Here is a 13,379-nt window from a genome sequence, read left to right as displayed (position 1 = left end):
CGCGATTCGGGCAGTAGGTTGTGCGCGTGCGATTGAGAGTGGAGTTCACGACCGAGCCCTTCGACCTGGACGAGGCGCCGCCGCACGCGGTGGCCGCCCGTGAGGTCCTCCAGTCGGCGGAGCTGGACGCCGTGGACGTGGGCCCCTTCGGCAACACCGCCGAGGGCGGCGCCGACCAGGTGCTGACCGCCGTGGACGCGCTGCTGCGCCAGTCCCTGGCGGCCGGTGCCACCCGGGTGTCGCTCCAGGTCAACGTGGTGGGGGAGGGAGAGAAGTGACCGAGCCCGCCGACCACCCGCTGGTCGCCGCGGTCAAGCCGCTGGTGGACGCCATGGGGGCGGAGATACTGGGCCCCGACCAGGCCCAGCCCGACGACGTGCTGCTCAGCTGGGAGGGCGAGGACGTCATCGCCGTACGGCTGCCGCAGCTGTCGGACTCCCTCGACCACATCCTGGCCGCCATGGAGCGCCGCCACGGCAAGCCGCTGGCCGAGCTCGACCGCCGGGCCAAGCAGTCGGTCGTCCGGACCCTGGAGGCCCGCGGGGCCTTCTCCGTACGCCATGGGGTGGAGACCGTCGCGTCCGCCCTCGGGGTCAGTCGCTTCACCGTGTACAACTACCTGAACAGGGAAAACGCGGCCAAGAGCGACTGAAATCGCCCGCCCGCGAGCCGTGCTCGACGCGCCGCCGTCCGGAATCCCGGGCGGCGGCTTTTTGTTGCTCCAAGTTTTCAACAAAGTGTTGACGGGATGTTTCCGAGGGCGTTAGCTATCCGCAGCCCGTCCAGCACCAAGGCCACGGAGGCCGTTCGTGACTTCGACCTCGACGCCGGGCCTCGCCCGGTTCAACACCTCCGACGACGACGCGGCGCTCGCCGCGCTCCACGAGGTGTGCGCCAGCTCGGTATGGGGGAGCAAGCTGCTCGCCCGGCGCCCGTACGCCACCGCCGACGAGCTCTTCGCCGCCAGCGACGCCGCCATGGCCGAGCTGGACGTGAAGGACCTGGAAGAGGCGATGGCGGGGCACCCGCCGATCGGGCGGCCGAAGCCGGGCGACCCGACCTCCGCCCGCGAGCAGCGGGGGATGGCCGGCGCCACCGAGGAGCTCAAGGCCGAGATGCTCGAACTGAACCTGGCCTACCAGGACCGGTTCGGCCATGTCTTCCTGATCTGCGCCACCGGGGCCACCGGTGAGCAGATGCGCGACGCGATGAAGGCCAGGATCGGCAACACCGCCGAGGCGGAGCGCGAGATCGTGCGCGCCGAACTCGGGAAGATCAACCGGATCCGGCTGACCCGTCTCGTGGAGACAGCAGAAGAAGAGGACAGGGACTGATGAGCACCGCGACCACCGCTTCGGTGTCCACGCACATCCTGGACACCAGCGTCGGGCGCCCCGCCGAGGGTGTCGCCATCTCGCTCGCCGCCCGCTCGGGCCGCGACGCCGAGTGGGTGGCGCTCGGCGGCTCCGCGACCGACGCGGACGGGCGCTGCAAGGACCTTCCGGCGCTGCCGGAGGGCACGACCCACGTACGGCTCGACTTCGAGGTCGAGTCCTACTTCGAAAAGAAGCAAGCCGAGGCGCAGCAGGACGCCCCCCGCGTAAGGGACAGCGGTGCGTTCTTCCCGGAGGTGGCGATCACGTTCGCCGTCACCCCGGGCGAGCATTACCACGTACCGCTGCTGCTCAACCCGTTCGGCTACTCCGTTTACCGAGGGAGCTAGCAGACATGCCCACGATTCTCGGCCAGAACCAGTACGGCAAAGCAGAGAACCGCGTCGTCAAGATCACGCGGGACGGCGACACGCACCACATCAAGGACCTGAACGTCTCGGTCGCGCTCTCCGGCGACATGGACGACGTCCACTACTCCGGCTCGAACGCCAACGTCCTGCCGACGGACACCACCAAGAACACGGTGTTCGCCTTCGCCAAGGAGTACGGCATCGAGTCCGCCGAGCAGTTCGGCATCCACCTCGCCCGTCACTTCGTGACGTCGCAGGAGCCGATCCACCGGGCGCGCATCCGCATCGAGGAGTACGCCTGGGAGCGGATCGCCACCTCCGACGCCAACTCCAAGTTCATCGGCTCGGACGAGGTACGCCACTCCTTCGCCCGCAAGGGCCAGGAGCTGCGTACCACCCAGATCACCTTCGACGGTGAGAACTGGGAGGTCATCTCCGGTCTGAAGGACCTGACGGTGATGAACTCCACCAACTCGGAGTTCTGGGGCTACGTCAAGGACAAGTACACGACGCTGAAGGAGGCGTACGACCGCATCCTGTGCACCGACGTCTCCGCCGCCTGGCGTTACAACTGGACCAGCGACGAAGACCGGATGCCCCACTGGGAGAAGTCGTACGAGCAGGCCAAGAAGCACATCCTGCAGGCCTTCGCCGAGACGTACTCCCTCTCGCTCCAGCAGACCCTCTACCAGATGGGTTCGCGGGTCATCAACAGCCGCAGCGAGATCGACGAGATCCGCTTCTCGCTGCCGAACAACCACCACTTCCTGGTCGATCTGGAGCCGTTCGGGCTCAAGAACGACAACGAGGTCTACTTCGCGGCCGACCGGCCCTACGGTCTGATCGAGGCCACCATCCTGCGGGACGGCGTCGAGCCGCGGATCCCGGTCGACATGACCAACCTCTGACGCGGAGCGCCCCCGGACCCCGCCGCCCGGGGGCGCGTTCCTCACTCGGCACCCGTGGGTCACCCGGCCCCGGCACTCAAATCCTCTAGGGTCCTGCCGTGCCCACTCACTGATGGAAAGAAGAGGAAGCACGATGGCACCATCGGCAGCCCAGCGCATCGTCATCGAGAACTGCGCGATCGCGACCGTGGACGCGGACGACACCGAGTACGCCTCGGGGTACCTCGTCGTCGCCGGCAACACGATCGAGTCGATCGGCGCGGGCAAGGCCCCGGAGGGCTTGGAGAACGTGGTCCGCCGCATCGACGGCACCGGCCACCTGGTGACCCCCGGTCTGGTCAACACCCACCACCACTTCTACCAGTGGATCACGCGCGGTCTGGCCACCGACCACAACCTCTTCAACTGGCTCGTGGCGCTCTACCCGACCTGGGCGCGCATCGACGAGCAGATGGGCCGGGTCGCCGCCCAGGGCTCGCTCGCCATGATGGCCCGCGGCGGTGTCACCACCGCGATGGACCACCACTACGTGTACCCGCGGGGCTCCGGGGACCTGTCCGGCGCCATCATCGGCGCCGCCTCCGAGATGGGCGTCCGCTTCACGCTGGCCCGCGGCTCCATGGACCGCAGCAAGAAGGACGGCGGGCTGCCGCCGGACTTCGCCGTCGAGACGCTGGAGGGCGCGCTCGCCGGGACCGAGGAGACCGTCGACCGCTTCCACGACGCCGCGTTCGGCTCGATGACCCAGGTCGCCGTCGCCCCCTGCTCGCCGTTCTCGGTCTCCACCGAACTCATGAAGCAGGGCGCGGAGCTGGCCCGTCGCAAGGGCGTACGGCTGCACACCCACGGCTCGGAGACCGTGGAGGAGGAGCAGTTCTGCAAGGAGCTGTTCGGCATGGGCCCCACCGACTACTTCGAGTCCACCGGCTGGCTCGGCGAGGACGTGTGGATGGCGCACTGCGTCCACATGAACGACTCGGACATCGCCGCCTTCGCCCGCACCGGCACCGGCGTCGCCCACTGCCCCTCCTCCAACGCGCGCCTGGCGGCCGGTATCGCCCGGGTGCCCGACATGCTGAAGGCGGGTGTCCCGGTCGGTCTCGGTGTCGACGGCACCGCCTCCAACGAGTCCGGCGAACTCCACACGGAACTGCGCAACGCGCTCCTGATCAACCGCCTCGGCGCGCACCGCGAGGCCGCCCTGAACGCCCGTCAGGCGCTGCGGCTCGGCACCTACGGCGGCGCCCAGGTGCTCGGCCGCGCGGCCGAGATCGGCTCCCTGGAGGCCGGCAAGCTCGCCGACTTCGTGCTCTGGAAGCTCGACACGCTGGCCCACGCCTCCATCGCCGACCCGGTCACCGCGCTGGTCTTCGGCGCCGCCGCCCCGGTGACGGCGTCGTTCGTCAACGGCAAGCAGATCGTCGAGGACAACCGGCTCCTCAACGTCGACGAGGACGCCATCGCCCGCGACACGCGGGCCGAGGCGCAGCGCCTCGCGCGGATCGCCGCGCAGGGCTGATCCCGGCCCGGGATTCCCGCCCGGGATTCCGCCAAGGAGTCCGGCCGAGGGGGACGGCCCTCGGCCGGTCGCCGTGGACCCGAGCGGGGTCCGCGGCAGCCGCGCCCGGGGAGCGCGCACCACATGGACGGTGCGCGCTCCCCGGGACGGTGACCCGTGCCCATCCCCGCACGGGAGCGCCGCCGTTCCACACCGCACGCCGTACACCCGTACCTCGTACGAGACCCTGCCGTACGCCGTACGCGACACCGCCGCACCACACCACGCGTCACCCTGCACCACCTCCCTGACACCCGCGTCACCACCGACGCGTAACCGACCGGAGGAACCGCCCGTGGCCCCGCAGCCCAGGTTTCGCAACGACGCAGTCGCTCCCGACCCCGCCATCGAGAAACACCCGGTCGACGAGACCCTGCCCCCACTGAAGATGTTCACCAGCGGCCTCCAGCACGTGGCCGCGATGTACGCGGGCGTGGTGGCCCCGCCCATGGTCGTCGGGCCCGCCGTAGGGCTCACCCCCAAGGAGACCGCGTTCCTGATCGGCGCGAGCCTCTTCACCGCCGGGCTCGCCACCTTGCTCCAGACCCTCGGGTTCTGGAAGGTCGGCGCCCGCCTGCCGTTCGTCAACGGCGTCTCGTTCGCCGGTGTCACCCCGATGATTGCCATCGGCAAGGACCGCGGCCACGAGGGCATGGCCGTCATCTTCGGGGCGGTGATCGTCGCCAGCGTGCTGGGCTTCGTGCTCGCCCCCTACTTCAGCAGGCTGCTCCGCTTCTTCCCACCCGTCGTCACCGGCACCGTGATCACCCTGATAGGCGTCTCGCTGCTGCCGGTCGCCTTCCGCTGGTCGCAGGGCGGCAACGCCACCGCCCACGACTACGGTTCGATGAAGAACATCGGCATGGCCGGGCTGACCCTGGTGATCGTGCTGGCGCTGCGCAGGCTGCTGCGCGGGTTCCTCCAGCAGATCGCGATCCTGCTCGGGCTGGTCGTCGGCACCCTGATCGCCGTGCCGTTCGGGATGACCAGCCTGGACGCGCTCCGCGGCGCGGACGCGGTCGGCTTCCCCACTCCGTTCCACTTCGGCGCCCCGCACTTCGAGGCCGCCGCCATCGTCTCGATGTGCATCGTGATGCTGGTCTGTATGACCGAGTCGACCGCCGACATGCTGGCGCTCGGCAAGATCGTCGGACGGCCGGCCGACGAGCGGACCATCGAGGGCGGACTGCGCGCCGACACCCTCGGCAGCGCGCTCAGCCCGCTCTTCAACGGCTTCATGGCCAGCGCCTTCGCCCAGAACATCGGCCTGGTCGCGATGACCAAGGTGCGCAGCCGCTTCGTGGTCGCCACCGGCGGCGGCATCCTCATCCTGCTCGGGCTGTGCCCGGTGGCCGCCTCCGTGATCGCGCTCGTGCCGCTGCCGGTGCTCGGCGGCGCGGGGATCGTGCTCTTCGGCTCGGTCGCGGCCAGCGGCATCCAGACGCTGTCCACGGCGGCCCTGGAGAAGGGCGAGAACGCCCTGATCGTGGCGGCCGCCCTCGGTATCGGGCTGATCCCGATCGCCGCGCCGACCTTCTACGACGCCTTCCCGGAGAACGTCCGGGTGGTTCTCGACTCCGGCATCTCCACCGGCTGCGTCGTCGCGATCGTCCTCAATCTGGCCTTCAACCACCTTGGCCAGAAGGAGAGTTCGCCCCAGGACCCGGGCGTGATCGCCGAGCCCGTGGTGGCCGCGCACTGAGCCGCCCCGCCCGGCCCGCACGCGAGCGGCGCGTACGACACCTACCCCGTGTCGTACGCGCCGCTCTTCCATCTGTCGGCGCGATTAGCCGATGTGGTACGAGTCGCCGTAGACCTTCCAGTCCAGCGGCGTGTTCAGGTTGAGGTTGCCCTTCTTCAGGAACACCCGCTGCGCGGTGTCGACGCGGCTGGTGTCGCTGTGCGCCTCCTCCTGCTTCATCGCCCAGACCCGGGCGTCGAGGAAGGCGTTCAGGTACTTGGTCTCGTCGCCGCCCTGGGACGGCGGCTTCGCCTTGGCCAGCGCCTTCTTGCGGATGCCGCTGAAGCTGGTCGGGTCGCCGCCGTCGCCGTGCATGACGATGGCGTCGTAGTAGATGAACTGCCCGAGCGTGCCGACGCCGTCGGACTTGCCCTGCTTGACGGCCGGGTTGAAGTACACCCGGTCCCGCTCGTCGTTCTGGGCGTTCTTGAAGGCGGTCTCGGAGGCGGCCGTCTTCCAGTCCTTGGTGAAGTTGGGGTCGAGCCCGGCGTGCGAGTCGCTCCCGTTCACCTTGCGCAGTGCGGGCAGGTACTTCTGGAGCACGTTGCCGGGCTCGCGGGCCGAGTAGAGCTCGACCAGGTCGAGCATGTCTCCGGTGCCGGAGCAGAACCCGATGATCCCGGCGGTGTAGCCGCGGCCGTCGCCGATGTCCTCGATGTACTTGTACTGGGCCTTCCAGTTCAGTGAGGAGTTCTCCGCGCTGGAGACGAGCTCCATCGCTATTTCCTTCTTGGCCGGGTCGTCGAGCCCGGTAGCCGCTGCTGCCATGGGGGCATTGTGGCTGGTCGCGGCGGTGGCCGTGGCCGCGGGTACGGCGATCACTGCGGCGCCGAGCACGGCGGTCGCGGTGATCCTGAGACGACGGGCGAGGGCGCTGTGGTGGGGGGTGAGCACCAGACCTCCTGAGGGAGTTCGTCGTTCGCTGTTTTGTTAGGAAACTTTCCTACCATTGGCGGAGGGAGGCGTACACCCTTGCGGCAAAAGGAAGTTGAAGATTTCGGCCGTGTCCGGTTCAGTTCACCCGGTGAATGAATCGAGCCGGGTGGAGGCCTTCAGCGACGGCGTCTTCGCCATCGCGATCACCCTTCTGATCCTGGAAATCAAGGTGCCCCCGCACGCGGGCGACCACCTCTGGAGCGATCTGGGCCACCAGTGGCCCTCGTACGCCGCCTATGTGGTGAGCTTCCTGGTCATCGGCATCATGTGGGTCAACCACCACACGCTGTTCAGCTATGTGGTGCGCGTCGACCGCACGCTGATGTTCCTCAATCTGCTGCTGCTCATGACCGTCGCCGCGATCCCCTGGCCGGCGGGACTGATGGCCGAATACCTCAGGGAGGACAACGCCTCGCACGTGGCCGCCGCCGTCTACAGCGGGCTCATGGTCGTCATGGCCCTCAACTTCCAGGCGCTGTGGTGGCATGTGACCCGCACCGGCCACCTCTTCGACGACCGCGTCGACGTCACCGCCGCCCGCGCCACCCGCGCCCGCTTCGCACTCGGCTCGCTCGCCTACCCGGCGACCGTGCTGCTCGCCTTCGTCTCGGCCCCGCTGACGCTCGCCGCGCACGGGGTGCTCGCGCTGTACTACGGCTTCAACCAGCTCAGGATCCCCACCAGGGAGACCGTCTGACACACGGGAGGCCGCGGGCCCGGCGGACCCGCGGCCTCCCCGGCGGCCAGACTCTCAGGCGGTCCAGCCCGGCTCCCGTCCACTGAGCCCGACCACCCGGTCGAGCACCGGGGCGTCCTCGGACACCTCGACGACCGGCCCGGGGGTCTGTGTGTGCGTGTCCATGGCAGTGCAGACCTGACCGGCGGGCGGAACTCATCGCGTGCGGAGGGACGTTCCGCTGTGCGTCACGCGCGACCCGAGGCGTCCGCCCCCTTGCCGCGCGACGCGAGCTGTGCGATATAGGTCTGGACCATCTCGTGCGAGCCCGTACGGAGGGAGAGGCCGTGCACCGCCCCACCAGATACGCCGTGTCGGTCTGCGCCGCTCTCGCCCTCGCCGCCTGCTCGGCCACCGCCGAGGAGCGCGACGGCACGGCTCCGACCGTGCCCGGCGGGGTGACCGCGCAGGCCAGCAGCGCCACCTCCGTGCACGTCATGTGGGAGGCGTCGGCCGATGACAAGGGCGTCACCGGGTACGAGGTCCTCCAGCGCGGCACCCGGGTCAAGGCGGTGCCGGGCGAGAAGCACATGATCGACGTCGACGGGCTCGCTCCCTCGACCGCCTACCGCTTCACCGTGCGCGCCCGCGACGCCGCCGGGAACTTCTCGGCGCCCAGCGCCCCCGTGGCCGTCACGACGCCCGCGCCGAGCCGCGCCGACCACGGCCCGCCCAGCGCGCCCGGCGCGCTGCGGGGCCGGGCCGACGGGAGCCGCGCGGCCACCCTGAGCTGGCGGCGGGCGACCGACGACGTGGGCGTGACCTCGTACGACATCTACCAGGAGGACGTACGGATCCACAGCGTCCCCGGGCTCGAGACCAGCGCCCGGGTCACCGGGCTGCGGCCCGGGACCGTCTACACCTTCACCGTGCGGGCGCGCGACGCCGCCGACCACTCCTCGCCGGACAGCGACGCGGTGGACCTGACCACGGCGTCCGCGCCGGGCGCGCCGCCCAGTACCGCGCCCACCGGGCTGAGCGCGCGGGTCGGCGAGGCGGCGGGGGTGCCGACCGTCGAGCTGTCCTGGCAGCCGCCGGACACCGGCGGCCCGGTCACCTCGTACCAGCTCTTCCTCGACGGACGGCTGACCACCACGATCGTGTTCGGCGCGGGGCCGCCCCCGGGCCGCGCCTCGTACACGCTCACCGTCTCCGCCGAGAAGCCGGGCACCCGCTACAGCCTCAAGCTCCGCGCCCGGCTGCCCGACGGGAAGTGGGGCGACTTCTCGGCGCAGCGCACGGTCGTCATCGGGAGCCGTACGCCCACGAGTTGAGGTGGCTACGAGGTGAGGCGCCTACGGGTTGAGGCGGCGGCCGCCGAACCCGCCCGAGCCGTCCACCTCCTGCCACCACTTCTCCAGGCCGCTCTGGTCCATCGCGCTCCAGTCCGGCGTCCGCTCCACCAGCCCGGCACCGAGCCGGCGGCCCAGCTCGACCATGGAGCGGCCGCTCGCGGCCCGCCCCCTGTCGTACGCGCCCAGCGCCTCGCGCCAGTCCGTCGCGTTCGTCAGCGCGGCCTCCAGGGCGGTGGCGTCCTGGAGCGCCTTGACCGCGCCGCCGCCGGTGTGCGGACGCGCCACCGTGGCCGCGTCGCCCGTGAGCACCAGCCGGTCGGTGGCGTAGTGCGGCGCGGTGAAGTCGTACATCGGCTGGACGAAGAGCTCGTCGGCAGTGGTCGTCCGCACCAACTGGCCCCAGTAGGGCGCGAGCCGGGTGTCCGCGATGTGGGCGAGCCGGGTGTGCAGGGTCTCGGCGAGGGTGCCGGGCGGCAGGCTGGTCGGGTTGTCGAAGCGCAGGTCGAGGTCGGGGGGAGGGGCGGTGTAGAGCACCCAGTTGATCCGCAGCCCGCCCCGGCCGTCGGGGATGCGGTAGATGATGACGTGCCCGCCGGGGAAGACCGCGTACACGCAGTCCTCGTCGGGCCACAGCTCCGGCGCCATCAGCCGCTCGGCCTCGAAGGCGCCGCGCCAGGCCAGATAGCCCGCGTAGCGCGGGCGGACCTCGGGGCAGGCGGCCGTGCGCACCGCCGAGCGGTAGCCGTCGGCGCCGATCACCAGGTCGAACCGCTCGCTGCCGGACCCGGTCGCCAGCTCCACGCCGTCCGGGGTGACCTCGACCGCACCGACGGCCCTCCCGGACCGGAAATCGGCCGACTCGGGCACCCGGCCCCGCAGCTCGTGCCAGAGCGGACCCCAGTTGTACGTACGGAACGGGAACGGCAGCACCCCGACCAGCCGCCCCAGCGGCGCCGAGCCGTTCTTCACGTACCAGCACCGCCGGCCCAGCTGGAGCCACGGCATCGTGGCGTCGAGGTATCCGGCCGCCTCCAGCTCCGCGTACCGGTCGTTGTGCATGGCCAGCCCCACGCCCCGGTCCGCGAGGCGGCCCGATGCCCGCTCGAAGACGGTGACTTCCGACGCGCCGCCCCAGTGGGCGGCCAAGGCCGCGGCACACCCGGCGATACTGCCGCCGACCACGGCGACCCTGCCTCCACGTAACATCCGCTCATTCTGGCAGGGCGCACGCGGCGCGGGGCCGGAGGCGACGGATTCGCCCCGGCCCCGCGTGAGGTGACGCTGTGTCAGCCGACCAGCTGCTCGTAGGCCGGCAGGGTCAGGAAGTCCGCGTAGTCCGCGTCGAGGGAGACCTTGAGGAGCAGGTCGTGGGCCTGCTGCCAGCGGCCGGCCGCGAAGGCCTCCTCGCCGATCTCGGCGCGGATCGCGGCGAGTTCCTCGGCCGCGACTTGGCGGGCGAGCTCGGCGGTGGCGAGCTCGCCGTTCTCGAACACCACCCCCGCGTTGATCCACTGCCAGATCTGCGAGCGGGAGATCTCGGCGGTGGCCGCGTCCTCCATGAGGTTGAAGATGGCGACGGCGCCCAGGCCCCGCAGCCAGGCCTCGATGTAGCGGATGCCGACCTGGACGGCGTTGCGCAGACCGTCGTACGTGGGCTTGGCGTCCAGCGAGTCGATGGCGATCAGATCGCCCGGCGCCACGGAGACGTCCTCGCGCAGCCGGTCCTTCTGGTTCGGCTTGTCGCCGAGGACCGCGTCGAAGGAGGCCATGGCGATCGGGACCAGGTCGGGGTGGGCGACCCAGGAGCCGTCGAAGCCGTCGCCCGCCTCGCGGTCCTTGTCCGCCTTGACCTTCTCGAACGCCACCTTGTTGACCTCGGCGTCCTTGCGGGACGGGATGAAGGCCGCCATGCCGCCGATGGCGTGCGCGCCGCGCTTGTGGCAGGTGCGGACCAGGAGTTCGGTGTACGCGCGCATGAACGGCGCCGTCATGGTGACCGCGTTGCGGTCCGGCAGGACGAACTTGGCGCCGCCGTCACGGAAGTTCTTGACGATCGAGAAGAGGTAGTCCCAGCGGCCGGCGTTCAGCCCGGCGGCGTGGTCGCGCAGCTCGTAGAGGATCTCCTCCATCTCGTACGCGGCCGTGATCGTCTCGATGAGGACGGTCGCGCGGACCGTGCCCTGCGGGATGCCGACGTAGTCCTGCGCGAAGACGAAGACGTCGTTCCACAGACGCGCCTCCAGATACGACTCGGTCTTCGGGAGGTAGAAGTACGGGCCCTTGCCGAGTTCGATGAGGCGCTTGGCGTTGTGGAAGAAGTAGAGGCCGAAGTCCACCAGGGCGCCGGGGACCGGGCGGCCGTCGAAGCGCAGATGGCGCTCCTCCAGGTGCCAGCCGCGCGGGCGCATCACGACGGTGGCGAGCTCGCCCGCGTCCTTGAGGGCGTACGACTTGCCCGACTTCGGGTCGGTGAAGTCGATCCGGCGCTCATAGGCGTCGATCAGGTTGAGCTGGCCGAGGACGACGTTCTCCCAGGTGGGAGCGGAGGCGTCCTCGAAGTCGGCGAGCCAGACCCGGGCGCCGGAGTTCAGCGCGTTGATGGTCATCTTGCGGTCGGTCGGGCCGGTGATCTCGACCCGGCGGTCGTTGAGCGCGGCCGGGGCCGGGGCGACCTTCCAGTCGCCCTCGCGCACGGCGGCGGTCTCGGGGCGGAAGTTCAGGGTGGAGGTGCGGGCGATCTCGGCGCGGCGCTCCTGGCGGCGGAGCAGGAGCTCGTCACGGCGGGGCGTGAACAGCCGGTGCAGCTCGGCCACGAAGGCGAGGGCCGCGTCGGTGAGCACCTCGTCCTGTCGGGGCAGGGGTTCGGCGTCGACGATGGCCAGCGGGGACGGCGCTGGTGCGGACATGTGCTGTCACTCCTTCGCGGGCGGTGCCCAGACCGGCCGCCGGAGGCAGAAAAGGCACTGAGTGCCAGGGCCCCGGATGCGACTGGGGGCGCCGTCTCAATCAATCGGGCGCTTCTGAACAGTGGATACTAGTTTCCTCATAGTGGAAGTTCAATGGTTTGTTGATGTCGAGATTCTCCGGTTCGACAGACCGTGGCGCTCGGTGCCATCGCGTTCACTCCAGGTGTACCGGAGGATCAGCCGAGCCGCCCGAGATCCGCCGCCGTGTCGATGTCGTACGGCTCGGCCACGTCCCCGCACTCGACCAGCGTGATCTCCCCCTCGTGCGCGGCGAGATAGGCGCGCGCCCCGCGGTCGCCCCGGGCGCTCGCCGCGACCGGCTGCCAGCGGTCGGCGCCGAGGAGGACGGGGTGACCGCGCCTGCCGTCGTACGCGGCGGCGGCGAGGGAGGCCGGTGAGCGGTAGGCGCCGCGTACGCGGGCGATCGCCTCGGCGCCGATGCCGGGCTGGTCGACGAGGCTGACGAGGGCGGCGTCGGCCCTGACTCCGGCTTCGGTCCTGGCCCCGGCTTCGGCCCCGGCTCTGGCCAGTGAGGCGAGGCCGACGCGCAGGGAGGAGCCCATGCCCTCGGGCCACTCCGGGTTGTCGACCAGCACGCAGCCCGTGAGGTCGGCGCGGGCGCGCACCTCGTCCGCGGCGGCGCCCAGCACCACGTGCACGGTGGCGCAGCCGCCCTCGCGGAGCATCCGTACCGCGTGCTCCACCAGCGGGCGCCCCCGGTGCGTCAACAGGGCCTTGGGGCGGCCGCCGAGCCGCCGTCCGCCGCCCGCGGCCAGCAGCAGGCCCACGACCTGGGGTTCGTCGTTCGTCGATGAGGTCATGGCCCCACGTATACCGAATGCCGCCGCCGAATTCCGTCCACACGGTGGCGCGCGCCGGGCGCGATGGCGTTAACTGGCCCGCAACTCCCGTCAGTTGACCTTCGCTGACGGGCTGTGAGCACCGGCACGAAGACGTGCGTGACGTGCGTGGGGAAGGAATTTTGTTGCGACGCGTGGAGCAGTGGCCGGTGGCCGGAGTGACGGATCCCAGGGTGGCGGAGCTACGGGGCGCGGTGGCGCGGCTGCGCCGGGAGCTCGCGGGGTACCCGGGGGAGTTCCCGGACCGGGCCGTCGCGGAGGACGAGCTGGCGGCGCTGGACGCGATGGCGGCGTCGGGCGCGCCGGAGGTGTTACGGCTGCGGCGCTCGCTGCTGCTGATCGCGGGGTCGATCGGGTCGGTGAGCGCGCTGTCGGTGGCGGTGAAGGGGGTACGCGAGGCGGTCGACCTCTTCGGCGAGCCACCGCGATGAAATGATGCCCGGGCGTTGTCTGCGGGCCGGTGGCGGGCTGGCCGCGCAGTTCCCCGCGCCCCTTCTCGGGCCCGGCCTTTGTCTGCGGGTGAGTGGTGGGTTGCTCGCGCAGTTCCCCGCGCCCCTTCTTGCGCCCGGCCTTCGTGTGCGGGCCGGTGGCCGCTTCTCGCGCAGTTCCCCGCGCCCCTAAAAGATCTGTGGCTG

General features: G+C 70.7%; 14 protein-coding genes. 10 read left to right on the top strand and 4 right to left on the bottom strand.

Going from position 1 to position 13,379, the window contains the following annotated elements:
* The first annotated feature begins 26 nt into the window (after positions 1-26).
* The 7 genes from ABD236_RS17130 (at position 27) to ABD236_RS17100 (ending at position 5,912) form a co-directional block, all read left to right on the top strand.
* Complete coding sequence (locus tag ABD236_RS17130) at positions 27-278, top strand: YkoF family thiamine-binding protein (protein WP_344074591.1); 252 nt, start codon at positions 27-29, stop codon at positions 276-278.
* Positions 275-652 carry a helix-turn-helix domain-containing protein gene (locus ABD236_RS17125; RefSeq protein ID WP_344074590.1) on the top strand — a complete coding sequence of 126 codons (378 nt, stop codon included), beginning with the start codon at positions 275-277 and terminating at the stop codon, positions 650-652. Before ABD236_RS17130 ends, ABD236_RS17125 begins: the two co-directional genes overlap by 4 nt.
* A gap of 157 nt (positions 653-809) precedes the next feature.
* Positions 810-1,334, top strand: coding sequence for a 2-oxo-4-hydroxy-4-carboxy-5-ureidoimidazoline decarboxylase (uraD, locus tag ABD236_RS17120; protein WP_344074589.1), 525 nt, complete (start codon positions 810-812; stop codon positions 1,332-1,334).
* Entirely contained in the window at positions 1,334-1,723 is a 390-nt protein-coding gene (gene uraH, locus ABD236_RS17115; RefSeq protein ID WP_344074588.1) for a hydroxyisourate hydrolase, read from the top strand. The genes uraD and uraH overlap by 1 nt, the downstream gene beginning before the upstream one ends.
* 5 nt (positions 1,724-1,728) lie before the next feature.
* Positions 1,729-2,652, top strand: a complete 924-nt coding sequence (gene pucL, locus ABD236_RS17110) for a factor-independent urate hydroxylase (protein ID WP_344074587.1) — start codon at positions 1,729-1,731, stop codon at positions 2,650-2,652.
* A gap of 133 nt (positions 2,653-2,785) precedes the next feature.
* Positions 2,786-4,171 (top strand): 8-oxoguanine deaminase, encoded by a 1,386-nt coding sequence (locus ABD236_RS17105; protein ID WP_344074586.1) that lies wholly within the window; start codon positions 2,786-2,788, stop codon positions 4,169-4,171.
* A gap of 334 nt (positions 4,172-4,505) precedes the next feature.
* Positions 4,506-5,912: a nucleobase:cation symporter-2 family protein gene (locus tag ABD236_RS17100; RefSeq protein WP_344074585.1), complete on the top strand. Its 1,407-nt coding sequence runs from the start codon at positions 4,506-4,508 to the stop codon at positions 5,910-5,912.
* A gap of 84 nt (positions 5,913-5,996) precedes the next feature.
* Here ABD236_RS17100 and ABD236_RS17095 read toward each other — a convergent pair whose 3' ends face one another.
* Positions 5,997-6,803, bottom strand: a complete 807-nt coding sequence (locus ABD236_RS17095) for a chitosanase (protein WP_425543892.1) — start codon at positions 6,801-6,803, stop codon at positions 5,997-5,999.
* A 172-nt stretch (positions 6,804-6,975) separates the two neighbouring features.
* On the opposite strand from ABD236_RS17095, the gene ABD236_RS17090 reads away from it, so the two are divergent.
* Both ABD236_RS17090 and ABD236_RS17080 read left to right on the top strand, forming a co-directional pair.
* Positions 6,976-7,584, top strand: a complete 609-nt coding sequence (locus tag ABD236_RS17090; protein ID WP_344074584.1) for a TMEM175 family protein — start codon at positions 6,976-6,978, stop codon at positions 7,582-7,584.
* Between the two features lie 326 nt (positions 7,585-7,910).
* Entirely contained in the window at positions 7,911-8,897 is a 987-nt protein-coding gene (locus ABD236_RS17080; protein ID WP_344074583.1) for a fibronectin type III domain-containing protein, read from the top strand.
* A gap of 21 nt (positions 8,898-8,918) precedes the next feature.
* Here the strand turns inward: ABD236_RS17080 and ABD236_RS17075 are convergent, their stop codons facing one another.
* The 3 genes from ABD236_RS17075 to ABD236_RS17065 form a co-directional block, all read right to left on the bottom strand.
* The gene (locus tag ABD236_RS17075) at positions 8,919-10,124 is read right to left on the bottom strand and encodes an FAD binding domain-containing protein (protein WP_344074582.1); all 1,206 of its coding nucleotides are present in this window, start codon (positions 10,122-10,124) and stop codon (positions 8,919-8,921) included.
* Between the two features lie 80 nt (positions 10,125-10,204).
* A complete protein-coding gene (gene aceB, locus ABD236_RS17070; RefSeq protein ID WP_344074581.1) occupies positions 10,205-11,824 on the bottom strand; it encodes a malate synthase A in 1,620 nt (539 codons plus the stop codon).
* Between the two features lie 236 nt (positions 11,825-12,060).
* The gene (locus ABD236_RS17065) at positions 12,061-12,705 is read right to left on the bottom strand and encodes a nucleotidyltransferase family protein (RefSeq protein ID WP_344074580.1); all 645 of its coding nucleotides are present in this window, start codon (positions 12,703-12,705) and stop codon (positions 12,061-12,063) included.
* A 161-nt stretch (positions 12,706-12,866) separates the two neighbouring features.
* On the opposite strand from ABD236_RS17065, the gene ABD236_RS17060 reads away from it, so the two are divergent.
* Positions 12,867-13,175: a DUF5955 family protein gene (locus ABD236_RS17060; protein WP_344074578.1), complete on the top strand. Its 309-nt coding sequence runs from the start codon at positions 12,867-12,869 to the stop codon at positions 13,173-13,175.
* Positions 13,176-13,379 lie beyond the last annotated feature (204 nt).

Source organism: Streptomyces crystallinus (genome assembly GCF_039521265.1).
GTDB lineage: Bacteria > Actinomycetota > Actinomycetes > Streptomycetales > Streptomycetaceae > Streptomyces > Streptomyces crystallinus.
The sequence above is the reverse complement of the archived record's forward strand: the minus strand, read 5'-3'. Positions and strand labels throughout refer to the sequence as shown.